Raw genomic sequence first — 25,038 nt, 5'->3', positions numbered from 1 at the left:
ATGATCCGAACAGGGGCCTCAGGCACACGGAGGCGTCTAGCGGGCGCCCTGGATGCGCGGCTCGTGGAACACCCCGCCGAACGCGCGCTCGCTCGCGCCCACGCGATCGAGGTAGGGGGTCGCGCCGCCCGCCTGGAACGGCCACCCGGCGCCGAGGATGAGGCACAGGTCGATGTCCTCCGCCGCGGCCACCACACCCTCGTCGAGCATGATCTTGATCTCGTTCGCGAGCTCGTCCTCGACGCGGCGCAGGATCTCCTCCTCGCTCGCCGCGGTCTTGCCGAGCGTGACGGCCTTCTTGCCCGCCTTCGACAGATCCTCGACCTTGCCGTGCTTGGTCTTGACGAGGGGCTCGTCGACCTCGGCCAGCCGGTGCAGGTTCTCCGAGGCGTAGAACCGGTCGGGGAACGCGTGCACCATGGTGTCCTGCACGTGCGCCGCCACCTTCCAGCCGACGAGGTCGATGAGCTCGAACGGGCCCATGGGCAGGCCGATCGGCGCGAGTGCGCGCTCGACCACCGGCATCGGGGTGCCCTCGTCGAGCGCGCGTGCCGCCTCGCCCATCACCTTCGCGAGCAGGCGGTTCACCACGAAGCCGGGGCGGTCGGCCGTGATCACGGCGCTCTTGCCGAGTTTCTTCGCGACGGACATCGCGGTCGCCAGCGCCGCGTCGTCGGTGGCGGGCACCTTGACGACCTCGATGAGGGGCATCACCGCGACCGGGTTGAAGAAGTGGAAGCCCACGAGCCGCTCGGGATGGGCGAGCTTCGCGCCGATCTGCTCGACCGACAGCGACGAGGTGTTCGTGGCGATGATGGCTTCGGGGGAGATGATCGGCTCGATCTCGGCGAACACCTGCTGCTTCACGCCGAGCTCTTCGAACACGGCCTCGATCACCCAGTCGCAGTCGGCGTAGAGCGCCTTGTCGGTGGTGCCGCTCACGAGCGCCTTCACCTGGTTGGCGTCGTCGGACGAGAGCCGGCCCTTCTGGTGCATCTTGTCGATCTCGCCGCGGATGTACTCGAGACCCTTGTCGACGCGCGCCTGGTCGAGGTCGGTGATGAGCACGGGCACGCGCAGCTTGCGGGCGAAGAGCAGCGCGAACTGGCTGGCCATGAGACCGGCGCCGATCACGCCCACCTTCTTGACGGGGCGGGCGAGCTCGCGGTCGGGGGCGCCCGCGGGCCGCTTCGCGCGCTTCTGCACGAGGTCGAAGGCGTAGATGGAGGCCGCGAACTGGTCGCTCGAGATCAGTTGGGCGAGCGCGTCGTCTTCGCGCTCGAAGCCGCGCTCGATGTCGTTGTCCTTCGCCGCGCTGAGCAGGTCGAGGGCGACGTAGGGCGCCTTCGCCGCGGTGCCGATGCGCGCCTTGAGGGTGTCGCGCGCGATCTTGATCGCGGCTGGCCACTTGGTGAGGCGCTCGAGCTTGCCGGGCGCGTGGGGCCGGTCGACCTTGACGCGCCCCTCGATCACGCCGTCGGCCCACGCGACGGAGCGCTCGAGGAAGCTGGCCGCGCCGAACATCGCGTCGAAGAGGCCCATCTCGTAGGCCTGCTTCGGCTTGAGCATGCGGTTGTTCTTGAGCGGGTTCGAGACGATGATCTCGAGGGCGTTCTCGATGCCGATGAGGTTCGGCACGAGGGTGGCGCCGCCCCAGCCGGGGATGATGCCGAGGAAGACCTCGGGGAACGCGAGTGCCGCAGCCGACGAGTCGAGCGTGCGGTAGTCGCAGCCCAGCGCGATCTCCATAGCCCCGCCGAGCGCGAGACCGTTGACGAAGGCGAAGGAGGGCACGCCGAGCTTGCCCAGCTTGCCGAGGACTCGGTGCCCGTACTGCGCCATGAGGCGCGCGTTCTGCTCGGTGGCGAGCGTGGAGACCTTCGAGAGGTCGGCGCCCGCGGCGAAGATGAACGGCTTGCCGGTGACCGCGACGGCGCGGATCTCGCCCGCGGCGGCCCGATCGCGCTGCTCGTCGAGCACGCGCTCGAGGCCCTGCAGGGTACGGGGTCCGAGTGTGTTGGGGCGCGTGTGGTCGCGACCGTTGTCGAGGGTGATGAGGGCGAGCGCGCCGCCCGAGGGCAGTGCGACGTCGCGCACGTACGATTCGGTGACGACCTCGTCGGCCGAGGCGTCGATGATCGGCGAGAAATCGATCTTGCTGTAGTCGGTCATGGCGATTACTTCTTGCCCTTCTTGCCGTCGAAGTGAGGATTCTCCCAGATGGCGGTGCCGCCCTGGCCGAGGCCGACGCACATGGCGGTCACGCCGTAGCGCACGTCGGGACGCTGCTCGAACTGGCGCGCGAGCTGGATCATGAGGCGCACGCCGGAGGCCGCGAGCGGGTGGCCGAACGCGATGGCGCCACCCCAGGGGTTGACGCGCGGGTCGTCGTCGGCGATCCCGAAGTGGTCGGTGAACGAGAGCACCTGCACCGCGAAGGCCTCGTTGAGCTCGAAGAGGCCGATGTCGTCGACGGTGAGCCCGGCTCGCTTCAGCGCCTTCTCTGTCGACGGCACGGGGCCGAGGCCCATGACCTCGGGCTGCACGCCGGCGAAGGCGAAGCCGACGAGGCGCATCTTGGCGCCGAGTCCCAGTTCCTTGGCGGTGTCGGCGCCAGCGAGCAGCGAGACCGTGGCGCCGTCGGTGAGCGGGGAGGCGTTGCCGGCGGTGACGCGGCCGTGGGGTCGGAACGGAGTCTTCAGGCCGGCGAGGCCCTCCATGGTGGTCTGCGGACGACGGCCCTCGTCTTCGGTGGCGACGCCCCAGCCGCTCTCGGAGCGGGTGGCGACGGGCACGAGGTCGGCCTGGATGTCGCCGCGGTCGTACGCAGCCTGCACCTTGTGCTGGCTCAGCATGCCGAAGCGGTCGGCGCGCTCCTTGGTGAGCTCGGGGAAGCGGTCGTGCAGCCGCTCGGCGGTGATGCCCATGTTGAGGGCGTCCGGGCTCACGAGCTTCTCGGCCACGAATCGGGGGTTCGGGTCGGCATCGAGGCCGATGGGGTGCCGCCCCATGTGCTCGACCCCGCCGGCGATCGCGAGGTCGTACTGGCCCGAGCCGATCGCCGCGCCCATGAACGAGGCGACGGTGAGGGCGCCGGCGCACATGCGGTCGAGCGCGAAGCCCGGCACGGTGACGGGCAGGCCCGCGAGCATTGCGACGGTGCGGCCCAGGGTGAGCCCCTGGTCGCCCTGCTGCGTGGTCGCCGCGATGCCCACATCGTCGATGCGGTCGAGCGGAAGCGCCTCGTTGCGCTCGATCAGTCCCTGCAGCGCCTTGACCGCCAGGTCGTCGGCGCGGGTCCCCGCGTACATTCCCTTTTCGCCGGCGCGACCGAACGGGGTGCGCACCCCGTCGACGAACACGACTTCTCTCATTGCGGCCACTGTGCCTCCATCAGGTGTGTGATCTGCGTCTCAACCATCCTAGAGACGGAGTCTCACCGAGGGAAGGGGGAGTGCGTGATCGCCGCAATTCCGAGCACCACAGTGCGACTTCTTATGCGAGGTCCACAAAAGCGGCGGCAATGATTGGTGCAGTGATGCCAATCTGCCAGTCACGGGCGCCCAACTCTTTGAGACGCAGTGCCACTGCGGCGGTCGAGCGATCTCCGGGCGGGCTCCACACGACCCGCCGCAGGGTGTCCGGCGTCAGCAGATTCTCGAGGGGGATGCGCTGCCGCTCGGCTTCGGCCTCGAGGGCTCCCCGGGCTGCGGCGAGCCGCGCAGCGGCCTCGGGATGGCGCTGCGGCCACCCGCGATGGTGGGGCATGGAATCGGGATCCCGCGGCTTCGGCCCCGGCAGATCCTCGGTCGTCTTGCCGTTCAGGATCGCCCGCCACCACCGGTCGATCTCGGGGCGGCTGGCTCGGCCACGGAAGGTCTGCAATCGGGCGAGGTCGCCCTTCGAGCGGGGGTTCGCCGCGGCGGCCGCCACGATCGAGGAGTCGGGGATCAGCCGGCCGGGCGCCACGTCGCGCTCGCGAGCGAGTTCGTCGCGCGCCAGCCACAGTTCGCGTGCGATCGCGAGCGCACGGGGCGAGCGCAGAGCGTGGCCGCCGGAGAGCTTGCGCCAGGGCTCCGGACCGCGGGGCTTGTCGGGGCGGGTGCGCACGGCTTCGAACTCCTGCAGCGCGAACTCGGTCTTGCCCTGCGCCTCGAGATCCTGGGCGACGGCGTCTCGCAGGTCGGGCAGCAGCGCCACGTCGAGGGCCGCGTACTCGAGCCAGGGCTCGGGCAGCGGGCGCTGCGACCAGTCGGCGGCCGAGTGGGCCTTCTCGAGGCTGATCCCGAGCAGCGACTCCACGATCGCGCCGAGGCCGACCCGCTCGTAGCCGAGCAGTCGCGCGGCGAGCTCGGTGTCGAAGAGGCGGGTGGGCTGCAGGCCGATCGCGCTGAGGCAGGGGATGTCCTGGCTCGCGGCGTGGAGGATCCACTCCTCGTCACCGATGGCCTCGGCCAGAGGTGCGAAGGTCTCGAGCTCGGTGGGGTCGAACAGGAACGGGCGGGCGCCGCGCCGGAACACCTGCACGAGGTAGGCGTCCGAGCCGTAGCGGAAGCCGGATGCCCGCTCGGCGTCGACGCCGACGGGGCCCGCGCCCGATGCGAGGGCGTCGGCGGCGCGCTCCAGAGCCGCCTCGTCGGTGACGAGCGACCAGTCGGTGTCGAGTTCGGACTGCTCGACCACGGTCACTCGCCCGCTCCGTGGGGCAGCCCGGCCAGCAGGCACAGCAGTTCGGACCAGGCCTCGGCGTGCGCGCCGAAGTCCGCGCCGAGCGGGGTCCACGACGCGCGCAGCTCGATCTGGGCGGCGTCCCCCTGCGCCTCGAGCGTGCCGAAACCGCTCGAGAGCGTCTTCGTGGCGGTGCCCGACAGGTAGGTGTACTCGGCGCCGCGCGAGTCGAGTGCGTCGACGAGCCACGACCAGGCGACGTCGGAGATGAAGGGGTCGACGCCGATCTCGACCTCGAGCGGGGCCTGCGCGAAGCAGACGATGCGGAACGGTGCGCCCCACTCCTCGGCCGATTCGGGGTCGTGCATGAGCACGAGACGACCCGCGCCGTAGTGCGAGTCGATGGTGCCGTCGGGGGAGAGGCCGCGCCGCGGGCCCCGCGCCACGCCCGCCGCCATGGCGATCGATCGGGGTGCGATCCTCTCGGGAGCCGGGATCTCCTGCGTCACGAGCTCGCTGCGCAGCCGAGCGCCGCGGATCTGAGCGGCAGCGACCTCGAAGTCGACCGACTGCAGACCAATCCTTGCCATCACAAGGGGAACACTAGAGTTTGCTGTGAGGGTTTTCGCGATGCCACGCCGTGCAGGGCGGATCGCGGGAGAGGAGAGCGGCTCATGGAGAACTGGCAGCGCAACGCGGCTCGTGCGCTCGGCTTCGCGGCCGGAGCGGCGGCGGTCGGCGCGGTGGGAGTGGTGGCGGGCGGCGTCGCGCTGGCCCGCATGGCGGTGACGCCCGAGCGCGAGGCCGAGTCGCCGGTCACGCTGGTCGGCCTGCAGCGCAGCGGTTCGGCGACCGTGGCCCGACTGCGGGGCGTCGACTGCGACCTGCCGGGCCGCTACTCGCTGGTCTTCGACGGCGGCGCCGGCCACGCCCGCCTCGGGCCGGTGCTCTCCTCGGGACCCGAGGGCACGATGCGCGAACTGCTGCGGGTGGACCGCGGTGCGCCCCGCGAGGGCATGCGGGCGCGCCTCGCGGGCTGGTGGTACGTCGCACCCGAAGAACTCGGATACGCGACCGAGCGCATCGAGTACCCCACCGAGCTCGGCGACGCCGAGGCGTGGATCGTGCACCCGCCTCGCACTCGCAAGAAGCGCTGGGCGGTGCACGTGCACGGACGCGGCGCCCCTCCGGAGGAGACGCTTCGCGGCGTGGCGCCGCTCGCGCGCGCCGGCATCACGAGCCTCGTGATCAGCTACCGCAACGACCCCGGCGCCCCGAGCGGCGCGTACGGACGCTACGGCGTGGGGGTCTCGGAGGCCCGCGACGTCGACGCGGCGATCGCCGAGGCCCGTCGCCGCGGAGCGCAGCGGGTGACGCTGTTCGGATGGTCGATGGGCGGCACGGCCGCGCTCGTCTCCGCGACCCGCGGCGAGCACCGCGACGCGATCGACGGCCTGATCCTCGACTCGCCGGCCATCGACTGGGACGAGCTGCTGCGCTACCACGCGGCCGGCAGACGCGCGCCGAAGCTCGTCGCCGAGCTCGGCATCCGCCTGCTCTGGCAGGGGCGCGTGCGCGGCGGCGAGGCGGGCGGGATCGCATTCGACGGCTTGAATGCCGCGGCCTTCGGACGCGAGCTGCAGGTGCCGGTGCTCGTGCACGCGAGCGAGCAGGACAGCTTCGTGCCGTGCAGCGGCGCGCAGCGCCTCGCGGCGGCGCGGCCCGATCTCGTGCAGCTGCGACTGCAGAAGCGCGGCGAGCACGTGAAGCTGTGGAACGTCGACCCCGAGCGCTGGGAGCGCGCGACCGAGCAGTTCGCGCGAGCGCTGCCCCGGCCGGCCTGGCGCGGCTGAACGGCGGCCGGACCGCCGTCGAATCGCAGCAGGTCACCGCGCTCAGGCGGCAGCGCGCGGCCGCGGCAGCGGTAGACTTGCCCACGATGTCTTCCGACCCCCAGCACAGCTCCGCTCGTCTCATCGACCGGCATCCGAATATCTCGGGCGCCGAGCTCGTCGCGACGCTCGTTCCGCCGCCGCAGTTCGATCACGCCTCATTCGACTCGTACCGGCCCGATCCCGAGTACCCGTCGCAGGAGGAGGCGCGAAGCCTGCTGCGCTCGTTCACCGAGCCCGAGCCGCCCGCGGCCCGCGGCGGCTTCTTCGGTTTCGGGCGCAAGAAGCAGACCGAGCCGCGGCAGAGCGCGCCCGCCAAGCCCGGCGTGTACCTCGACGGCGGTTTCGGCGTCGGCAAGACGCACCTGCTCGCGGCGGCGTGGCACGCGACGGCGGGTCGCAAGTACTTCGGCACCTTCATCCAGTACACGGCGCTGGTGGGTGCACTCGGGTACGACGGAGCGCTCGGCGTGCTGCAGGGCGCGCGCCTCATCTGCATCGACGAGTTCGAGCTCGACGATCCGGGCGACACGATGCTCATGACGAGGCTGATCAAGGACCTCACCTCGACCGGCTCGCGGTTCATCGCGACATCGAACACGCCCCCGAACGCGCTGGGCGAGGGCCGCTTCGCCGCCGCCGACTTCATGCGCGAGATCCAGGCGATGGCCGACCGCTTCACGACGGTGCGCATCGACGGCGTCGACTATCGTCAGCGCGACATCGAGGGAGACGCCGTCGCGCTCGACGTCGACGCGTACCGGTTCGCCCTGGCCGACGTGGCCGCCTCGGGCGAACGCATGACCGACGACGACTTCCAGCAGCTCATCGCGCACCTCGCGACGGTGCACCCGTCGAGCTACGTCGGCATGCTCGACGGCGTGCAGTGCATCGGCCTGCGCGACGTGCACGAGCTCACCGATCAGTCTGCGGCGCTGCGCTTCGTCGCGTTCATCGACCGCGTGTACGACGCGCAGATCCCGATCCGGGCGACGGGCGTGCCGCTCACGTCGGTCTTCGGCGGCGGCATGCTCGACGGCGGCTACCGCAAGAAGTATCTGCGCTGCATGTCCCGTCTCAATGCGCTCACCTCGAGCGAGCTCGAGGCGTAGGGCGGCGGCGTGGCTGGCGGGGCATCGGGCCGCGGACTGCTGCGCGGGATCGCGCGCGCCGTGGCCGACGCGCTGATCGGTTCGCAGCGGCGGCCGGGATCGGATCGGGGGCGCGGATCGCGCGGCAGGCCCGCCACGCTGCGCGCTGCGCGCCGCGGCTCGGACGCCGCGTCGCCGGCGCTCGGTCTGGAGGACAGCCCGGGCCGCAACGGCGCGGACGCGACCCGAGATTTGACGCCGCACGAGATCGGCGCCCTGCGTCCGAGCTACGAGCCGCATCCAGACGGCGATCCCGACCCTGGTGAGGTCGTGTGGACCTGGGTGCCGTACGTGGAGAACGACGGGCGCGGCAAGGATCGCCCGGTGCTGATCATCGCGCGGATCGACGGCGACACCACGGCCGGCTGCTATCTGAGCACGAAAGCGCACCGCGACTTCGTCTCGGTCGGCACGGGCGGCTGGGACAGCCAGGGGCGGGAGAGCTTCCTCTCGCCAGAGCGCGTGCTGCGCATCACCGACAGCGGCATGCGTCGCGAGGGGCATGTGCTGCCGCGGGAGCGCTTCGCGCCCGCGGTGCAGGCCGTGATGCGTCGGCACGGCATTCGCGGCTGATTCTCGGTCGACCCTCTGTCGGTCGGGCTCGTCGCGCGCCATAATGGCGGCAACGCGACGAATCGGTCGGAGCGCGACGAGAGGAATCGGACATGGGCATCGAGGATCTGGGCAAGCAGGCCTCCCGGCTGGCGGGCAAGGCCGGGGAGTTCGCGAAGCAGAACGCAGACAAGATCGATGAGGCGCTGAAGAGCGAGCAGGCCGAGGGCATCAGCGACAAGATCCTCGACGGCGCGGCCGGCCTCGCGAACAAGGTCACCGGGGGCAAGCACAGCGACAAGGTCTCCGAGCTGCGCGACAACCTCGACGGCAAGATCGGCAACGAGTAGCAGAGAGGCACTCGAGGGCCCCGCCCTGTGGGGGATGCCGGGGTCCTCGCCGACGCTATCGTCTCAGCGCCCCGCGAACGCCTGTGAGGCGGCTTCCGCCCCAGACCGCGGCCGCGCCGACGAGCAGCATCGCCAGCAGCCCCGCCGCCGTGACCGCGAGCGATGCCGCGCCCCGCTCGGGCAGCAGAAACCCGTAGGGCACCCAACCGTCGGTGGCGCCCCGCACGAGCACCACGGCGAGCCAGAGCAGCGGATAGGGCAGCACGATCCAGATCAAACGCCACGAGAGCGGCGGCCGGTCTCCGACGAGCAGCCAGTCGAGCACCACCGCGATCGGCAGCGCCGCATGCAGGGTCGCGCTCACCCACGGGGGAGCGGCGGCCGTGCCGGGCACGATCCCGTTGTAGACGACGGCGACCACGATCATGCAGGCGATCGAGGCGGCCCGTGCGAGCACGAGCCGAGCGTCTGCGGGCCGGCCCCGAATCGTGCGAAGCCCGCAGGAGATGAGGATCCCGCTGGTCAGCAGACTCGTGAGGTTGGTGAAGTACCCGAAGTAGTCGAGGGGGTTCGTTCGGTCGTGGCCGATGCCCTCGATGTAGCCGTACCCGAGCACGACGACGACGGTCGCCCCCGCCAGTACTCGCGCGGCCCCCACCGCAGGCGCAGCGACGGGCGCCGCCACAGGTGAGGATGAGACGAGCGCGGGGCGTGCGAGTGACATGCGGGTCAGCCTAGCCGCAGCGGCCCGGCCGCGCGCCGGCGACGCAGGTTACGCGGGGTACGGGTCGCGACGCAGCAGCCCCGCGAGATGCGCCGCGTTCGCGGCTGCGGTCTCGACGGCCGAGGCGACGGGATCGGGCGTCGAGTCGAGTTCGCGGTAGTCGGTCTTCTGCATCGCCTCGCCGTTCCAGTACACCGAGGCCTGCGCAGGGATCGTGAAGCCGACATCGCCGAGCGCCTGCGCAAGGATCGCCGTGATGTGGTGGGCGCCGTCCTCGTTGCCCACGACGACGGGGATCGCGACCCGATCGAACAGGATCGGACGCCCGGTCTCGTCGGTCTCGCTCAACTCGGCGTCGAGCCGCTCGAGCACCCGCTGCGCCACACTCGAGTGCTGGCCGAGCCACGTCGGCGTGACGAAGACCAGGATGTCGGCGTCGAGCACGGCCCTGCGGATGCGCGGCCACTCGTCGCCCTCGCCCATATCGGTTTCGACGCCGGGCAGGATGCGAGAGTCGACCGCCCGCACCGTGTCGACGGCGACGCCTCGCCGCTCGAGCGCGGTCATCACCTGGCCACCGAGCACGTCCCCGCTCGACAGACCGGGCGAGGGCTTCAGCGTGCAGTTGATCATCAGAGCCGTCAGCGATGCAGTCATGGGCCCACCGTAGGCGCGCCGGCGCGCGCCGCGAAAGGGGGTTCCCTTTCGCCGGGATCAGCGCTAGCGACCGCATCGGGGCACCACGAGGCCGATGGGTCCCGACGCGGGCCTCGCCGACGTCTACAGATCGGCGTAACGGGCGCGGAACACGCAGAACACTCCGTACGCCGTGAACCCCACCGCCATGACGGCGACCATCGCACCGCCGAGCGGCAAGGACCTCAGCGACTCGATCGCGGCGTCGAGGCCGCCTGCGGCTCGCGGATTCCGCTGCAGGGCGGCCTCGACGAGCAGCACGCCCACGACCGCGAGCGCGATGCCCTTCACCACGAAGCCGAGCACTCCGATCGCGGCGATAGCCGTGCCGGGGGCGCCGGGCGGCAGGGTGACCCGGTTGCGGAAGCTGCGTCGCACCCCCATCACGATCCACGCGATCCCGCCGACCGCCACGCCCGCACCGATCAACCCCAGCAGCACGGGCCCGCCCGGGAAGGTGAGGAGCCCCCGGCTGGCCTCGCGCGCGCTCGAATCGGGATCCGGGCGCGCGCCGACCGCGACCGCGGCGGCGACGACCCCCATCGCGATGAACAGCGCGGCCTGCCCCCACTCGGCCACCCGCCGCGCCCACCGCTTCGGTCGATGCTCGATGCGCAGGGCGACGCCGTGGATGCCGTGGTAAACGCCGAGCGCCCACAGCAGCACCGCGACGGCCCACAGCGCCGCGAACCCGAGCGGGGCCGAGGCGATCGCGGTGAGGGCGCCCGCCTGATCCGTCTCGCCGCGCCCGCTCCACGCGAGCGCGAACGCGATGCCGCCGATGAGCAGGTGGATGAGGCCGCTCGCGACGTAGCCGCCGCGGGCGAGCACGCGCAGCGGAGTCTTGCGCTCCGCGCTGCGCGCGGCCGACTTCATCTCGGGTTTCACGCTTCGAGCGTAGCCGGTGGGCGCCCCCACCTTCGCGCCGCGAGGGGACGGGGCCCGACGGCGGGGACAGACGTCGTCCGCCCCCTTGCGTCGTCCGCGCGTATTGCACAGATGAGCCGGGCAAGCAAGCCCCTGGAGCCGATCCGCTCGCGCTGGAAGAGTTGGGGGCGTCAACACGAAGGAGGCTCCACATGAGTGCATCGGACAAGCTGTCTGCCGGAATGGACAAGGCGAAGGGCAAGGCCAAGGAGGCCCTGGGCAACGTGACCGGCGACGACGAGAAGGTCGCCGAGGGCAAGGCCGATCAGGCGAAGGGCGACATCAAGGACGCCGCCGCGAAGGCCAAGGACGCCGCGAAGGATGTCTTCGATCGGTAGTCTCCGCCGCGATGGATCCCCGCGGCTCCCGGACGGGAGTCGCGGGGATCCTCGTTTGCGCCCGCGCTCCGACCAGTGGAGCGTACTCGTCGTCGCCGACCCCGGGCTGCCCTCGCGCCGCGTCGACCGCATCCGAGAACGGCTCGAAGCACAGCTCGAACGGTTGCTCGGCGCCCCGGTCGGGGTGCACGCCCGCACGGAACTGATCCGGATCGACCCCGACGACACCCTCGACGTCTCCGACGTCAAACAGCTCTCGACCGAGTACGAGCACGTCGACGTGATCCTCATGGTCACCGAGATCCCGCGTCACCGCCACGGCAGGCCGCTCGTCGCCGAGGTTCTCGTCTCCGACGACGTCGCCATAGTCTCGCTGCCCACCCTCGGTGCAGGGGCGACGGGCAGCCGCCTGCTGCGAACCCTGGTGTCGTGCGTGCGGCAGATGCGTTCGGATCCAGGCGCACAGGATCACGCTCGGCACCGCATCGGCTGGGCGCAGTGGCGGGGGAGCGCCGACAACTCGAGCCAGCTGCTGCAGGCGCACCGGCTGGCCGGGGGAGCGCGCACCGTGATCGGCATGGTGCTCTCGAACGATCCGTGGCGGATCGTGCCCAAGCTGTCGAGCGCGCTCGCGGCCGCCGCCGCGGCCGGCGCGTTCGGCGTCTTCTACAACTCGATCTGGCAGATGTCCGCGGCGCTCAGCCCGTTCCGGCTGGCGGTCATCAGTCTGCTCGCGATCTGCGTGATCGTGGCGTGGCTGCTGATCGGCAACCGGCTCTGGGACCGGCCGAGCCACGCGAGCGTCACCGAGGTGATCCTGCTCTACAACCTTTCTACGGTGCTGACCCTGGTGCTCTGCGTGCTGGCGCTCTACGCGTCGCTCGTGGTGATCATCCTGCTGAGCGCGCTCATCGTGATCGACCCCGATTTCATGGGCCAGGTGCTCGGTTCGAAGGCCCGCTTCTCGAACTACGTCGACATCGCCGTGCTGAGCGCGTCACTCGGCACCGTGGCGGGTGCGCTCGGTTCGAGCTTCGACTCGGACGTCGACATCAGGAGGTTGACGCACGGACAGCGCGAGCGCCAGCGCATGAACTCCGCCGAGTAGAGCGCCGCGCGCGACAGCCCCCTCCCACCACACGGGCAGAGCGGACGGGAGGATTCCCGTCCGCTCTGCCCGTGTGAGCTCGCAGGCTCGGTCCTGTCAGCAGCCCTCGAGGAACTGCGGCGTCAGATCGTAGGTGAGATCTGCGTCGTCGATGTTCTGCGCGGTGTAGATGTTGTTCGGAACCGAGTACAGCTCGTCGACCTCTTCACCGGCGAGGATGCGAAGCGCGATCGTGGCGCCGAGCTCGCCGATGTATGCGGCGGGAAGGCCGGAGACGATCGGCACCTGCCCGCTCTTGATGAGATCGACATCCTCGCAGGAGGTGATGATGCCGGAGCCCACGACGACCTGATCCTGTGCACCTGCGGCGCGGATCGCATTCACGGCGCCGACCGACTGCGACATCACCGAGGTGAGGACGCCGTTGATCTCGGGGTTTGCGGCGATCCCGTTCTCGACGATCGTCTGCACCTTCGAGGGGTCGAAGTCCGGCGGGCACTCCGCGACGGCGATCTCCAGACCGGGCATGTCGGCAGCGGCCTCCTCGCTTCCCGTCTGCAGGTCACGCTGATACTCGCCGCCGCAGCCTCCGTAGGCGGTGATGAGCTTGCCCTCGCCGCCGAGGTACTCGCCGATCGCGGTCGTGAGCTTCTTGGATTCCGCCACCCAATCGGTGTTGATCGTGGTGACGGCATCCTCGTATGCGGTGTTCAGCACCCAGTTGATGACGGGGATTCCGCGCTTGCCGGCCTCCTCCAGCACCGGGACCACGGCGTTCGGGTCGGTAGCCCACACGAGCAGGATGTCGGGATCCGTCGCGATGGCGGTCTGGATCTGGTTGATCTGCTTGTCGATCTGCGCGTATCCGCCCGCGTCGTAGACGTCGACCTCCAGTCCGTGCTCCGCGCCGAAGGCCTTCATCGCTTCGGTGAACGAGATGGCGTCGCCCTGCTCCTGCTGGGCCACGAACACCGAGGCGCGGTAGGTCTCACCGGTCTCGGGGACCTCCGGGAGGACGTACTCGTTGATCAGACCGACATCGGGAACCTCGTTGTCGCTGAGTGAATCGGAACTGCCGGTTCCGCCGCCGGAACAGGCGGTGAGGCTAAGGGCGAGCACACTGGCGGCGGCAGCGCCCATCAGCAGCTTACGCTTGACGGTTTTCATGGGGATACTCCTTTGTATACGGGGAAGGGGATGTCGGGGAATACAGGCGGGTCAAGTGGGGAGCTGCGCTTCGAGCAGCACCTCCTCTGTGGCTTCGGACGCGGGGATGATCTTGGAGATCTTGCCCTCCCGGATCACGACGATCCGGTGGCACATGCCGATGAGCTCGACCATGTCCGACGAGGACAGCACGATCCCGAGCCCCTGCTCCGCGAGCTCCGCGAAGCGGCCGTAGATGTCCGCTCGCGAACCGACGTCGACGCCGGCCGTCGGCTCGTCGCAGACCATCACCTTGGACTCGGCGACGAGGGAGCGCGCGAGCACCACCTTCTGCTGGTTGCCGCCCGAGAGCGTGAGGATGCTCTGGTGCAGCGTTTCGGTCTTGACGCCCATCTCCTGACGAACCGCCTGCGCGCGCTTCAGCTCCTCCCGCAATCGGATGATCCCCACGGAGGTGAACTTCCAGACCGCGGACTGGGTCATGCTCTTCGCAACGGAGAACTCCCCGATGACCGCCTGATTGCGGCGCTCGGGCGGAACGAAGGAGATTCCGGCTCTCACCGACTTCGACGGCGTCGGTCGGCGGATCTCATCCTCCTCGATGAAGAGCCTGCCCGACTCGCTGCGCTCGACGCCGGCGATCTGCCGGGCGAGGATGTTGCGGCCGGATCCTTCGAGGCCCGCGATTCCGACGACCTCGCCGTGCCTCACGGTGAACTCCGGCACGTCGAGGAACCCGTCCGCGGTACCCAGGCTCTCACCTCGGAGCACGATCGATTCGCGCGGAGGAGCCAGCTCAGGGAAGAGCGCGTCGGGCTCGCGGCCGATCATGAGACGGATGATCTCGTCTTCCTCGAGCCCACCGGTACCCGAGTAGGTGAGCTGCCCATCCTTGAGCACGGACATCTTGTCGGCGAGCCGCTTCACCTCCGCGATGCGGTGGCTGATGTACACGATGCCGATGCCCGAGGCCCGGAGCGAGCCGATCTGCGTGAGCAGGTGCTCGGTCTCGGCATCGCCCAGCGCGGCGGTCGGCTCATCGAAGATGAGCAGCTTCGACTCGTTCGAGAGCGCCTTCGCGATCGCGACGAGCTGCCGCCCGGCCACAGTGAGCTTCTCGGCCACAGTGTCCGGATCGATGTCCGCCTGGATCGCTTCGAGCCACCTGCGCGCGATGGTGCGCGGATCACCCTTCAGCAGGCCCGGCCCGCCCTGCGGCTCCTTGCCCAGCACGATGTTCTGCGCAACGGTGAGAGAGGGGACGATCGCCGAATCCTGGTGGATGGTGCCGATCCCGGCATCGATCGCAGCACGGGGCGTCGGCAGCTTCACCGCCTGATCGTTCAGGTAGACGGTGCCGTGGGTAGGCTGCACGATCCCCGATATCGTCTTCACCAGGGTGGACTTCCCGCTTCCGTTCTCTCCCATGAGAGCGTGCACCTCACCGCTCTGGAACTCGAGCGACACGTCGCGGAGGGCTTTCGTCTCTCCGTAGTGCTTGCTGACCGAGTCCAGCCGAATCGTGAACGATGACACTGGGATCACCTCCGCTTTCGCAGCTGGCCGAGGCCGACCGCAATCGCCATCAGCAGACCGGTGACGATGATCTGGATGTTCGAGTTGACCGAGTTGAGGTCGAGACCGTTCCCGATGATGCCGATGAGCAGCACACCGAGCACCGCGCCGGTCATGGTTCCACGACCGCCGCCCCAGGCGACACCGCCGATGAACACGGCGGCGATCGTCGTGATCTCGATGCCCGCGCCGAGGTCGGGGAGGCCTGAACCCGTTCGAGAAGAGAGCGCCAGCGCTGCGAGGGCGACGAACACGCTGTTCAGCACGTAGGTGGCAGCCGTATACGTCTGCACCTTGATGCCGGAGAGGAACGCGGCGTTCTCGTTCCCGCCGATCGCGATGGCGTACCGGCCGAGGGTGGTGCGGTTGAGGAGGAAGCCTCCGAGCAGCACGACCACGATCGCGAGGATCGCGATGTTCGGGATGCCGAACAGCGTGCCGGTTCCGAGCGCCGTATAGACGGGATCGAAGTTTCGGCGAGGCTGCCCGCCCGTCATGAGCAAGCTCAGGCCCGAGAGCACCTGCAGCATCGCCACCGTCGTGATGATCGGTGAGATCTTGATCCACGCGACCATGACGCCGTTGACCAGACCGATGAGGGCCCCGGCCAGGATCACCACGATGAGGACTCCCCAGTACGGCATCGTCTGGGAGAGGTCGATCGCGACGATCGAGAGGAACCCGAGTTGTGCCGCGATCGAGATGTCGATGCCGTTCGAGATGATGACGAACAGCTGGCCGGCGGCGAGAATCGCGAGCACCGAGATGGAGCTCGCCAGGTTACTGCCGTTTCTCACGCTGAAGAACACCGGACTGGAGATAGCGAATGCCGCCACTACGAGCACCACGAGGATCGCGAGGACGGTGTGCTCGCCGGAGAAGGCACGCCTGGTGTGTTTGCCCAGCGCGATCATGCCGGTTTCGACGGCTACGGTTTTCTGGTTCAAGATCATCTCCCCACAGCGATGGATTCGAGTGTTTCTGCGTTCGCGACGACGGCGGCCGCCTGAGCGAAGAGGTCGGCGGTCGCTACCACCGACTCCCACGGCGCATGCTCGTCTTCACGATGCGACAGCCCCTTCGTGGTGCGGGTGAACAGCATCGCGGTCGGCCCGATCAGCGTGAGATTCGCGCTGTCGTGACCGATGTTGCCGTCGATGGAGATCGTCTCGATGCCTCGCGCCTCAGCCGTCGTCCGGAACAGCTCCTTCAGGGATGCGTCGAAGGGCAAGCCGGGGATCCCCCAGACGTGTTCGATGTCCACCTGCACGCCCTCCTCGTCGGCGATGCCGCGGAACACCTCGGCGAGCCCCGCGAAGTACGCTTCGACGGCCTCGCCGGTCTCATCTCGGAGATCGATGTTGAACGTGGCCTCGTGCGGCACCACGTTGTTGGATCCCGGCGCCACCTGAATGGTTCCCACGGTGGTCCGCACGCGTCCGGTCTCGACCGCCCGGTCGCGGCCGGCCGCGATCATGCGCGCCGCTGCGACCAGCGCCTCCTTGCGGCCCTCCGGTCCGGGGCCGCCCGCGTGGCCGCCGGTGCCGGTCACCCGGACCCGGTACCACTGCACCGCGCGGATCGTTTCGACGACGGCGACATCGAGCTCGGCTTCGTCGAGGATCACGCCCTGTTCGATGTGCACCTCGAGTGCGGCGAAGAACTCGGTCAGCCGGTTCCGCGGCTCGCCGAGGTAGCCGATGCGGGAGAGCTCGTCGCCGAGCCGGATCCCGTCAGCGTCCACGCAGTCGCGGGCTTCCTCGCCCGTGAGCAGACCGGCGGAGACGGCGGATCCCAGCATCGATGGCGGGAAACGCGCGCCCTCTTCACCGGTCCAGTTGGCCACGTCGATGGGATGCAGCGTCTCCATGTCGGCATCGTTCATGAGCGCGACGGTCTCGAGCGCCACGACGACACCCAGGATGCCGTCGAAACGGCCACCGGGAACCACGGTGTCGAGATGGGATCCGATGACGAGGGGGAGCGCCTCCGGGTCTCGGCCGGATCGGCGGGCGAACATGTTGCCCACGTCGTCGACCCGCACCTCGAGGCCGAGTTCCTCGGCGATGGAGCGGAAACGATCTCGAGCGACCCTGTCGACGTCGGATGCCGCCGGTCGGGAGACCCCGCCGCCGGGGGTGCCGCCGGCATCCGCCGAGGCGAACGCCTCCATCCAGCGGCGGAGACGCTCCTCGTTCGGTGCGCCGAGTCTCATCGGGCCGTCTCGGCGAAGGGCATGGCGATGCAGCGGATCGGCGAGGCGGACGCGCCGCGCAGTTTGAGGTGCAGGCCTATGAACGCGAACTCGTAGACCTTCTCCGCGGAGAGCTCTTCGCAGTTGAGCACCTCGATGGCGGGCACGCCGGCCTCGTTGAAGAGGTACATGTGCACGGGGCACCAGGTGTTGGTCTCCACCGTGGGCATCTGCTCGATCGCGACGTTGTCCGCGCCGATGAGCATCGCGCCCTGCTCGACGAGCCATTTGGCTCCGTCGAGGTTCAGGCCGGGCTCGTCCGTCAGGAAGGCCTCGGCGTTCGGCCACTCCTGGAAGCGACCGGTGCGGATGATGACCACGTCACCCGTCTGAACGGTGACGCCCTGGCGCTCGGCCGCGGCGTGCAGGTCGTCCCTGCCGATGCCGTACGATGCGGGAAGCTGTTCGACGCCCTTGAGCGCAGGAATGTCGAGCATGATGCCGCGGGCGATGATCGGGGGGATCGTGTCCACACCGCACTTATCCCACGTGCGGTTGCCCATGTGCTCGTGCACGTGGTAGCCGTTGTAGATCTCTCCGTGGCAGCCGAAGTGGTTCAGGGCGTCGATGTGGGTGCCCGAGTGGGTGTACATGGAAACCGCGTCGCCCGTGTAGCTCGTCAGGCGATTCGCCTCGTCGTCGAGCCCGATCGGGTTCGTGACGACGTCGCCGTCCGGGTCGTGGGTCTTGTAGATCTGGTAGGCCGGGTCGCCCAGCGCGCTCCAGGTCGGCATGCCGACGAAGTAGTCGCAGGAAAGATCGAACACGCGCGATCCGTCGACTCGGCTCATGACCTCGGCGCGGGACTCCGGCGTGATGTGGTTCAGCGCGCCGATCTCGTCGTCTTCGCCCCAGGGGCTCTTCGCTACAGTAAAATCGTGTGCCACGGTGCGCACCTTTCTCTGGGAGCCGCGGCTTTGCGGCTCGGTGGTGATCTCGGTTCTCGCGCAGCGCCCGGAGGCGCTCCGCTTCGTCGTGCCCCGGTCGAGCCTGTGCCCGACGGGGTGTGCTGACGCATCAAGTCGATCCGCGCTCCGGTTCGTCTGACGGGCTGTCAGCGCTGCCGGCGAGCTCTTCGCCGCCCCGGCCGGAATGACTTGTGGGATAGCTAAACGGACTCGAACTTGTTTGTCAAGAGCAAAAATAAGCTTTGTCCTGATCAATACGCGCTCAGCTTGTAATCCCCGCACCAGTCGGACATGATTTAGCTCATGGAAGTCTTAGAGCGCATCGTGGATTCGGTGACGGACCTGTCTGCAAAAGGTATTTCCGCGACCGTCGCGCAATTGATCTCCTCCGGGCTCATCCCCCCCAATGAGCGGCTTCCGACGACGCGTCAGCTGGCACAGCATCTGAACGTCAGCCCGGGATTGATCAGCGCAGCGTGGCAGTTGCTCGTCTCCGACGGCTTGCTCGAGACGCGCGGACGGCAGGGCACGTTCGTGGTGGATCCCGAGCCACCGACCCCGTGGCGTCAGTTTCGGCACGTGGTCGGCTCCGACCTCCCTCTCGATCTGTCCACCGGCTTTCCCGACCCCGAGCTCCTCGTCGACATCCGACCGACACTGCGCGAACTCGCCGAAGCACCGAGCTACCCCGGTTACCCCGCCGAAGCGCTGGACCCGGAGCTCGCGCGGGCCCTCCGCTCGGTGCTCCCGGTGAACCCGACGAACAGCAACACCCTGCTCAGCACCCATATTCTGGGTGCGTTATTCGAGATATTCTCGGTGGTGGGGCCGCCTCAGACCAGGGTCATCGTCGCCGAACCCGAGTTCGCGCCGTATCTCGACCTGCTCGAGCGCGGTCGCCTGCAGCCGGTTCCAGTGCCCCTCGACGCCGAGGGTCCGGTACTGTCCGCGGTCGCCGCTGCGATTCGCGACGGCGCGAAAGCGATCGTGCTGCAGCCCCGCGTGCACAACCCGACGGGCATCTCCACCTCTCGTGCGCGCCTCCGCGCGATCGCGGAGCTCTGCGAGCGAAACGACGTGTGGATCCTCGACGGCGACTACTACGGCGACCTGCTGCCCGTGCCGGCCATGTCCGCGATCGAGTGGGCGCCGGCGCACACGGTGTATATGCGGTCGTTCGCGAAGGACATCCACCCCGACATCCGCGTCGCGGTGCTCGTCGGGGCGCCGAAGCTCATCCAGGAGGCGCATCGGCGCCGCGTGGGCGGGTTCGAGATCAGCAGGGTGAACCAGGACCTCCTGCGTCTCCTCCTCTCCGATGAGCGCCGCTCCGAGAGCCTCCTCCTCGCGAAGGAGGAGTACGCGCGGCGCCAGAGGATCATCCTGGAGGTGCTGGCCGAGCACGACATCCACGTGACGGGCGGCGGGGGCTTCAACATCTGGATCCCGGTCCGGTCGGAGAGCGATGCGCTCGTCTACCTCGCGTCGAAGGGCATCGGCGTGGCGCCGGGCAGCGCGTTCCAGCTGCACGGGGCCGGCGGCCCGCACATCCGCGTTTCCACTGCGCTCGCCGGTGGCGACACGCGCCAGATCGGGCTCGAGCTCGCCACCGCCGCAAAGGCCTCGCGCAAGAAGCGCTAGGGGCCTCCCGCCCCGCGGGGAAAGCCCCGAGCGCCCGGAGGAGGCGCCCGGGGCTCTCTCGATGGCGAGGGCCCGGGGCGACCTACTTCATGCGCAGAATCGCCTTCGTGGTCTTCCCCGACAGGCCGTCTTCGACCGCCTGGTTGATGTCGTCCAGGTCGTAGTAGGTGACCATCTTCTCGAGCGGAAGCCTGCCCTGCTTCAGGAGCTCGACGAGGCGCGGAATGAACACTGCGGGAACGCTGTCGCCCTGCACCACACCCGTGATCGTCTTGTTCGAGAGCATGATGTCGTTGACGTCGAGCGTCTCCTGCTGACCCAGGGGAGGGGCGGCGATCTGACAAACGACACCGCGGATGCCGAGCGAATCCACTGCCGTCCGAAGCACGCCCGGAGCACCGGCGGTCTCCACCGCGTAGTTCAGACCCTTCGGCAGAATCCTCTTGATCTCGTCGGGCACGCTCTCGACCTCTTTGGGGTTGATGACGTGCGTGGCCCCCAGCTCCTTCGCGAGCTCCAGACGGCTCTCCAGCACGTCGACCGCGATGATCGTGCCGCAGCCGACCGCGGCTGCGGCCATGAGCGCGCTGAGGCCCACCGATCCCGCCCCGAAGATCGCGATGCTCGAGCCGCCCTCCGGGCGGAGCCTGTTGAGAACCGCTCCCGAGCCGGTCTCGACGCCGCAGCCCAGCGGTGCGAGCAGCTCGAGATCCACGTCCTTGTCCACCTTCGTGACATAGCGGGAGTTCGCGATCGTGTAGGTGCCGAACGATGCCTGACCGAAGAAGTTGGTGAGGTCTTCGCCGGCTTCGTTGTGGTGGCGCGAGGTGCCGTCGTCCATCTTGCCGTAGTAGTTCAGTTCGAAGAAACGCTCGCACACGAAGGGGCGGCCCGAACGGCACTGATCGCACTGTCCGCAGTGCGAAGGCGTCATGATGACGTGGTCGCCCGCCGCAAGACCGACGACGCCCTCGCCGACCTTCTCGACGACGCCCGAGCCCTCGTGCCCCAGCACAGCGGGGAGCGGGCACGTCCAGCCCTGATCACGGGCAACGACATCGGTGTGGCAGATGCCCGAGGCCACCACCCGGATGAGGACCTCTCCGATCTTCGGCTCGTCGAGAACGATCGTCTCGATGTCGAAATCTGCGCCTCCGGCGTTGACAACAGCGGCTTTGGCCTTCATTGGACGGTTCCTTTCTGGTTCCGCACTCGAGCTGAGGTGCGTAACGGTGCATCCCTTCATCTTCGAAGGAATCGAGATCATCGTAACCATTTAGTCATGATCAATCAAGGCAATTGCTCTATACAAAACTCATCTTCGGATCTGAGAGCTGCACTGCGCGGCGGGCGTACCCGCACTGAGGCCGCGGGGCGGCTGCGCGGCCCGCGATTCCCGCCCGCGCCGTCTCGTGACCGCCGCACCGCCGGGGGAGCGGGCCGGGGACTGGAGATCTATCGAAGGCCGAGGCGGCGGTGGAGTTCCGCCCGCACCGTCGCCTCATCCGCGGCGAGCAGGCGCCGCAGCGTCTTCGCCGTGCGTGCCGAACGCGCCCGCGCGTACTCGGCGCGCTCCGTGTTCGCGCGATCCGTCCACACGCTCAGATTCACCGCGAGCCGACCGAGCCCCGCGGTGAACACCAGATCGATCTCCTCCGGCTCCAGCGCGGAGACGCGCCCCCACCCCTCCGCGACCTCGATGAACGCCGACGTCGGGTCGAGGGAGGATCGCGCACCGTGCGTGCCGGGAATCGCGAGATCGGCGATTCGCGGCCCCCACACCATGTCGCCGAAGTCCAGCACGCCGGTCACCCGCTCGCTCGCGGTGTCCACGAGAATGTTCGAGTCGTGCAGATCGTGATGCACGACCTGGTGAGGCAGATCCGCCAGGCGCGGCTCCACCGTCGCAGTGAACCGCGCGAGCGCTTCGTCGACCAGCCGTCGCGCAGCAGGATCGGTCACCGAATGCACCGTCGCCTGAATCGTTTCGACCGTGCGCAGCAGCTCCCACGGGTGCGCCACCTCGGCCGGAGGGGCCGGCCAATCGGCCAGCCCCGCAGACACCCGGGCCGCCGCTTCGCCCACGGCACGCATGAGAAACGGCGTCGGAAGCGCAGCGCTCAGCATGAACCCGTCGAGCCATTCCCCGACGTGAAGCGCCGCAGGGCCGTCCGAGGTCTCCGCCTCCACCACCTTCTCGCCGCTGAGCGCCGGCACCGAGCGGCCGGTGGGGATGCCGGAGTCGTCGAGGCGATCCGCTGCCCCGATCCGCCAGTGCGCGAGCACCAGCTCCCGCGGGCTTGACGCACTTGCCCGGAACACGCGTCGTGTGCCGTCGGCGAGGTCGACGCCGACCACGGTCGAGAGCTCGCTGTGGAGCGGCGTGAGCCCCACCGCCTCGATGCCGTAGTGCTCGCGCAGTAGACGCGTCGACTCGCTGCGGGGAATGGTCAGCGTGCGGGGTGAAGGATTCCGAGAAGTCATGCAAACGTCCTTGCGTCGGTGAACATTGAGCCATGATTGGTGATCAATATACACACAAGGGACGCCCGAGGGTGATCACTTTGATGGGCAAAGCTACGCGGCGAGGGTCGCCTCGGAGAGGATCTCGAGCACGAGCTGCTCGTAGATGTCGATGTGGGCGAGCACCGCGCGCTGCGCCTCGACCACGTTGCGCGCCATGAGCGAGTCGTGAATCACCTGGTGCTCGCTCACCAGCTGCTCGGCCGTGGCGCCGCGCTCTTCCTCGTCATCGCGGATCATCACGAGCACCATCTCCATCTCCGCGCTCATCTGCTCGTAGAAACCCATGAGCCGGTCGCTGCCCGTGAGCCCGACCACGGCGCCGTGGAACTGCAGATCGGCGGCGACCGTGCGGCGGGATTCGCCGGCGTGGAGAGCCTCGCGAAGCCTCTCGAAGGCGGCGGTGAGCCGGATGCGGGCCTCCTCCGAGGCGAAGGGCGCGTTGCGCGCGCCCTCCAGCTCGAAGGTGCGGCGCACCGTGTAGAGATCGCGAACGTCACGCGCTGAGAACGTGCGCACCATGGCGCCCCGGTGCCGTTCGTGCACGACGAGTCGCTGCTCCGCGAGCAGCAGGAGCGCCTCGCGCACCGTGCGGCGGGACACTCCGAGCATCTCGGTGAGCGCGATCTCCCGCAGCCGCGAGCCCTGGGCGATCGAACCCGCGAAGATCATTTCACGGATGCGGCCTGCGGCAAGTTCGGCCGCCGCCGGCGTGGAGGATGTCGTCTCGGTCACAGTGAGCCTTCCGCTGGAGTTCGAGCAACACCTTATCCGAAGTGGTGAGCAACCCGGGCGCGCTCGCCTTGACGGTCGCAGGGAATCATGCCACCCTGGCAATGATTGATGATCAATTATTCTGAGAGGAGTTGCGGTGGCCACCACGCGCAGGCAGTCCGGAGTTCACATGGCGAACGCATACGATCCCGCGACCGGGGCGGGGCTCGACCCCGCCACACAACGCCTGCTCGACCGTCGCGACCGCGTGCTCGGCCCCTCCTACCGGCTCTTCTACCGCGAACCCGTGGCGGTGCAGAGCGCAGTGGGGCTCTGGCTGCGCGGCATGGACGGCCGCGCCTACCTCGACGCGTACAACAACGTTCCCGCCATCGGCCACAGTCATCCCGCGGTCACCGCAGCGGTCGGCGCCCAGATCGCCACGCTCAACACCCACACCCGCTACCTCACCGACCCCGTCGTNGTGCTCTTCCGATCTGCGCACACGTTCTGCAGCACCGTGCGGCGCTGCACCAGATGGATCTTCTGGAAGACGGTGGCGGCGGTGCGTCGCGCCTCGGCGCGTCGCTGGGGGCTCGCCTCGCTCAGGCGGACCCCGGCGATCGTGATGTCGCCGGAGTCCGCCTCGATGAGGCCGTTCACCGCGCGCAAAATGGTTTCGAAAACTACCTCGACGCGTACAACAACGTTCCCGCCATCGGCCACAGTCATCCCGCGGTCACCGCAGCGGTCGGCGCCCAGATCGCCACGCTCAACACCCACACCCGCTACCTCACCGACCCCGTCGTCGACTACGCCGAGCGCATCGTCGCCAAGTTTCCCGCCCCTCTCGAGCGGGTGACCTTCGCGTGCACGGGGAGCGAGGCGGTCGATCTTGCGATCCGGACCGCCCGGTACGGCACCGGCAATCGGGGTCTCATCGTCACCGAGCACGCGTACCACGGCACGACCCACGCCGCCGCTCAAGTCTCGCCGTCGCTGGGACCGAACAACCCGGTCGGAGACCACGTCGCGCTCATCCCATCGATCGACACCGCGCGCGCACCTGCCCACGAGGTCGCAACGCGGCTGCTCGACTCCGTGAGCGCCGCGATCGCCGACCTCAACGAACGCGGTCACGGGGTCGCAGCCGTTATTCTCGACTCGGTCTTCTCGAGCGACGGGGTGCAGGTCGAGCCCGCCGGGTTCCTCGCCCCCGTCGTGCAGGCCGTGCACGATGCCGGGGGGCTCTACATCGCCGACGAGGTGCAGCCCGGATTCGGGCGCACCGGTGAGTGGTGGGGCTTTCAACGCCACGGCATCGTGCCCGACCTCGTCGTGCTCGGCAAGCCGATGGGCAACGGGGTACCCATCTCCGCAGTCGTCGGCACGGTCGCCGCGCAAGAGAGGTTCGGCTCCGAGGTGCGGTACTTCAATACGTTCGGCGGCAACCCGGTGAGCATCGCCGCCGCCACCGCCGTGCTCGACGTGATCGAGCAGGACGGCCTCGTCGAACACGCCGCCAGGGTCGGGGGAGAGCTGCTCTCGGGCCTGCAGTCGCTCATGGGCGATTACGAGCGCATCACCGATGTGCGCGGTGCGGGACTGTTCCTGGCGGCCGACCTGGGCAGCCGCGACGCCGGGCTCAGCCCGGACCCCGAACTCGCGGCTCGTGTCGTGAACGCCCTGCGCGACGAAGGAGTGCTGATCAGCGCGTCCGGCCCGGCCGCGGCCACACTCAAGATCCGCCCACCGCTGCCGTTCACCTCGAACCACGCAGACCTGCTGCTCGAAAAACTCGAGCTGGTGCTGCGTCGCGAGACGCGCGCGTAGCACCGAGTTCTCAGGGC

General features: G+C 69.0%; 23 protein-coding genes. 8 read left to right on the top strand and 15 right to left on the bottom strand.

What is annotated here, in order from left to right; all coding sequences use genetic code 11:
- Nucleotides 1-36 precede the first annotated feature (36 nt).
- From H490_RS16690 to H490_RS16675, 4 genes are all read right to left on the bottom strand, one after another.
- Entirely contained in the window at nt 37-2,172 is a 2,136-nt protein-coding gene (locus H490_RS16690; RefSeq protein ID WP_017882524.1) for a 3-hydroxyacyl-CoA dehydrogenase NAD-binding domain-containing protein, read from the bottom strand.
- A 5-nt stretch (nt 2,173-2,177) separates the two neighbouring features.
- Complete coding sequence (locus H490_RS16685) at nt 2,178-3,374, bottom strand: thiolase family protein (RefSeq protein ID WP_416371685.1); 1,197 nt, start codon at nt 3,372-3,374, stop codon at nt 2,178-2,180.
- A gap of 121 nt (nt 3,375-3,495) precedes the next feature.
- Complete coding sequence (locus tag H490_RS16680) at nt 3,496-4,689, bottom strand: HRDC domain-containing protein (protein ID WP_017882522.1); 1,194 nt, start codon at nt 4,687-4,689, stop codon at nt 3,496-3,498.
- A complete protein-coding gene (locus H490_RS16675) occupies nt 4,686-5,258 on the bottom strand; it encodes a DUF3000 domain-containing protein (RefSeq protein WP_017882521.1) in 573 nt (190 codons plus the stop codon). Before H490_RS16675 ends, H490_RS16680 begins: the two co-directional genes overlap by 4 nt.
- An 84-nt stretch (nt 5,259-5,342) precedes the next feature.
- On the opposite strand from H490_RS16675, the gene H490_RS16670 reads away from it, so the two are divergent.
- The 4 genes from H490_RS16670 (at nt 5,343) to H490_RS16655 (ending at nt 8,613) form a co-directional block, all read left to right on the top strand.
- Nucleotides 5,343-6,521, top strand: coding sequence for an alpha/beta hydrolase family protein (locus tag H490_RS16670; protein WP_017882520.1), 1,179 nt, complete (start codon nt 5,343-5,345; stop codon nt 6,519-6,521).
- 86 nt (nt 6,522-6,607) lie between these two features.
- On the top strand, nt 6,608-7,672 hold the full coding sequence (gene zapE / locus H490_RS16665) for a cell division protein ZapE (protein WP_031289439.1): 1,065 nt from the start codon (nt 6,608-6,610) through the stop codon (nt 7,670-7,672).
- A 9-nt stretch (nt 7,673-7,681) separates the two neighbouring features.
- Entirely contained in the window at nt 7,682-8,284 is a 603-nt protein-coding gene (locus H490_RS16660; protein ID WP_017882518.1) for a hypothetical protein, read from the top strand.
- A gap of 92 nt (nt 8,285-8,376) precedes the next feature.
- Nucleotides 8,377-8,613, top strand: coding sequence for an Rv0909 family putative TA system antitoxin (locus H490_RS16655; protein ID WP_017882517.1), 237 nt, complete (start codon nt 8,377-8,379; stop codon nt 8,611-8,613).
- Nucleotides 8,614-8,668: 55 nt separating this feature from the next.
- On the opposite strand, the gene H490_RS16650 is transcribed toward H490_RS16655, so the two are convergent.
- The 3 genes from H490_RS16650 to H490_RS16640 form a co-directional block, all read right to left on the bottom strand.
- A complete protein-coding gene (locus tag H490_RS16650; protein WP_152424140.1) occupies nt 8,669-9,337 on the bottom strand; it encodes a Pr6Pr family membrane protein in 669 nt (222 codons plus the stop codon).
- 48 nt (nt 9,338-9,385) lie between these two features.
- Entirely contained in the window at nt 9,386-9,994 is a 609-nt protein-coding gene (locus tag H490_RS16645) for a flavodoxin family protein (protein ID WP_031289434.1), read from the bottom strand.
- Nucleotides 9,995-10,117: 123 nt separating this feature from the next.
- Nucleotides 10,118-10,921 (bottom strand): DUF1206 domain-containing protein, encoded by an 804-nt coding sequence (locus tag H490_RS16640; RefSeq protein WP_128386860.1) that lies wholly within the window; start codon nt 10,919-10,921, stop codon nt 10,118-10,120.
- A 191-nt stretch (nt 10,922-11,112) separates the two neighbouring features.
- Here H490_RS16640 and H490_RS16635 point away from each other — a divergent pair, with 191 nt between their 5' ends.
- Together H490_RS16635 and H490_RS16630 are read left to right on the top strand one after the other, a co-directional pair.
- Nucleotides 11,113-11,298: a CsbD family protein gene (locus H490_RS16635; RefSeq protein WP_031289432.1), complete on the top strand. Its 186-nt coding sequence runs from the start codon at nt 11,113-11,115 to the stop codon at nt 11,296-11,298.
- Between the two features lie 55 nt (nt 11,299-11,353).
- Nucleotides 11,354-12,406: a hypothetical protein gene (locus H490_RS16630; protein ID WP_017882512.1), complete on the top strand. Its 1,053-nt coding sequence runs from the start codon at nt 11,354-11,356 to the stop codon at nt 12,404-12,406.
- A 96-nt stretch (nt 12,407-12,502) separates the two neighbouring features.
- Here H490_RS16630 and H490_RS16625 read toward each other — a convergent pair whose 3' ends face one another.
- The 5 genes from H490_RS16625 to H490_RS16605 are packed head-to-tail and all read right to left on the bottom strand — an operon-like array spanning nt 12,503 to nt 18,289.
- Nucleotides 12,503-13,573, bottom strand: coding sequence for a sugar ABC transporter substrate-binding protein (locus tag H490_RS16625; protein ID WP_017882511.1), 1,071 nt, complete (start codon nt 13,571-13,573; stop codon nt 12,503-12,505).
- Between the two features lie 51 nt (nt 13,574-13,624).
- The gene (locus H490_RS16620; protein ID WP_017882510.1) at nt 13,625-15,109 is read right to left on the bottom strand and encodes a sugar ABC transporter ATP-binding protein; all 1,485 of its coding nucleotides are present in this window, start codon (nt 15,107-15,109) and stop codon (nt 13,625-13,627) included.
- Between the two features lie 5 nt (nt 15,110-15,114).
- Nucleotides 15,115-16,095, bottom strand: a complete 981-nt coding sequence (locus H490_RS16615) for an ABC transporter permease (RefSeq protein ID WP_193743365.1) — start codon at nt 16,093-16,095, stop codon at nt 15,115-15,117.
- Between the two features lie 2 nt (nt 16,096-16,097).
- A complete protein-coding gene (locus tag H490_RS16610; protein ID WP_069187440.1) occupies nt 16,098-17,363 on the bottom strand; it encodes a M20 family metallo-hydrolase in 1,266 nt (421 codons plus the stop codon).
- Nucleotides 17,360-18,289 carry a cyclase family protein gene (locus H490_RS16605; RefSeq protein WP_238560270.1) on the bottom strand — a complete coding sequence of 310 codons (930 nt, stop codon included), beginning with the start codon at nt 18,287-18,289 and terminating at the stop codon, nt 17,360-17,362. Before H490_RS16605 ends, H490_RS16610 begins: the two co-directional genes overlap by 4 nt.
- A 324-nt stretch (nt 18,290-18,613) precedes the next feature.
- On the opposite strand from H490_RS16605, the gene H490_RS16600 reads away from it, so the two are divergent.
- Entirely contained in the window at nt 18,614-19,951 is a 1,338-nt protein-coding gene (locus H490_RS16600) for a PLP-dependent aminotransferase family protein (protein ID WP_081611551.1), read from the top strand.
- Nucleotides 19,952-20,033: 82 nt separating this feature from the next.
- Here H490_RS16600 and H490_RS16595 read toward each other — a convergent pair whose 3' ends face one another.
- The 3 genes from H490_RS16595 to H490_RS30870 form a co-directional block, all read right to left on the bottom strand.
- Entirely contained in the window at nt 20,034-21,137 is a 1,104-nt protein-coding gene (locus tag H490_RS16595) for an NAD(P)-dependent alcohol dehydrogenase (RefSeq protein WP_017882505.1), read from the bottom strand.
- A gap of 269 nt (nt 21,138-21,406) precedes the next feature.
- A complete protein-coding gene (locus H490_RS16590) occupies nt 21,407-22,435 on the bottom strand; it encodes a phosphotransferase (protein ID WP_081611550.1) in 1,029 nt (342 codons plus the stop codon).
- A gap of 93 nt (nt 22,436-22,528) precedes the next feature.
- Nucleotides 22,529-23,209 (bottom strand): GntR family transcriptional regulator, encoded by a 681-nt coding sequence (locus tag H490_RS30870; protein ID WP_128386864.1) that lies wholly within the window; start codon nt 23,207-23,209, stop codon nt 22,529-22,531.
- Nucleotides 23,210-23,725: 516 nt separating this feature from the next.
- Here H490_RS30870 and H490_RS16585 point away from each other — a divergent pair.
- Nucleotides 23,726-25,021, top strand: coding sequence for an aspartate aminotransferase family protein (locus tag H490_RS16585; protein ID WP_017882502.1), 1,296 nt, complete (start codon nt 23,726-23,728; stop codon nt 25,019-25,021).
- Nucleotides 25,022-25,038: the final 17 nt, after the last annotated feature.

It is taken from the genome of Leucobacter sp. UCD-THU, assembly GCF_000349545.1.
Lineage (GTDB): Bacteria > Actinomycetota > Actinomycetes > Actinomycetales > Microbacteriaceae > Leucobacter > Leucobacter muris.
The sequence above is the reverse complement of the archived record's forward strand: the minus strand, read 5'-3'. Positions and strand labels throughout refer to the sequence as shown.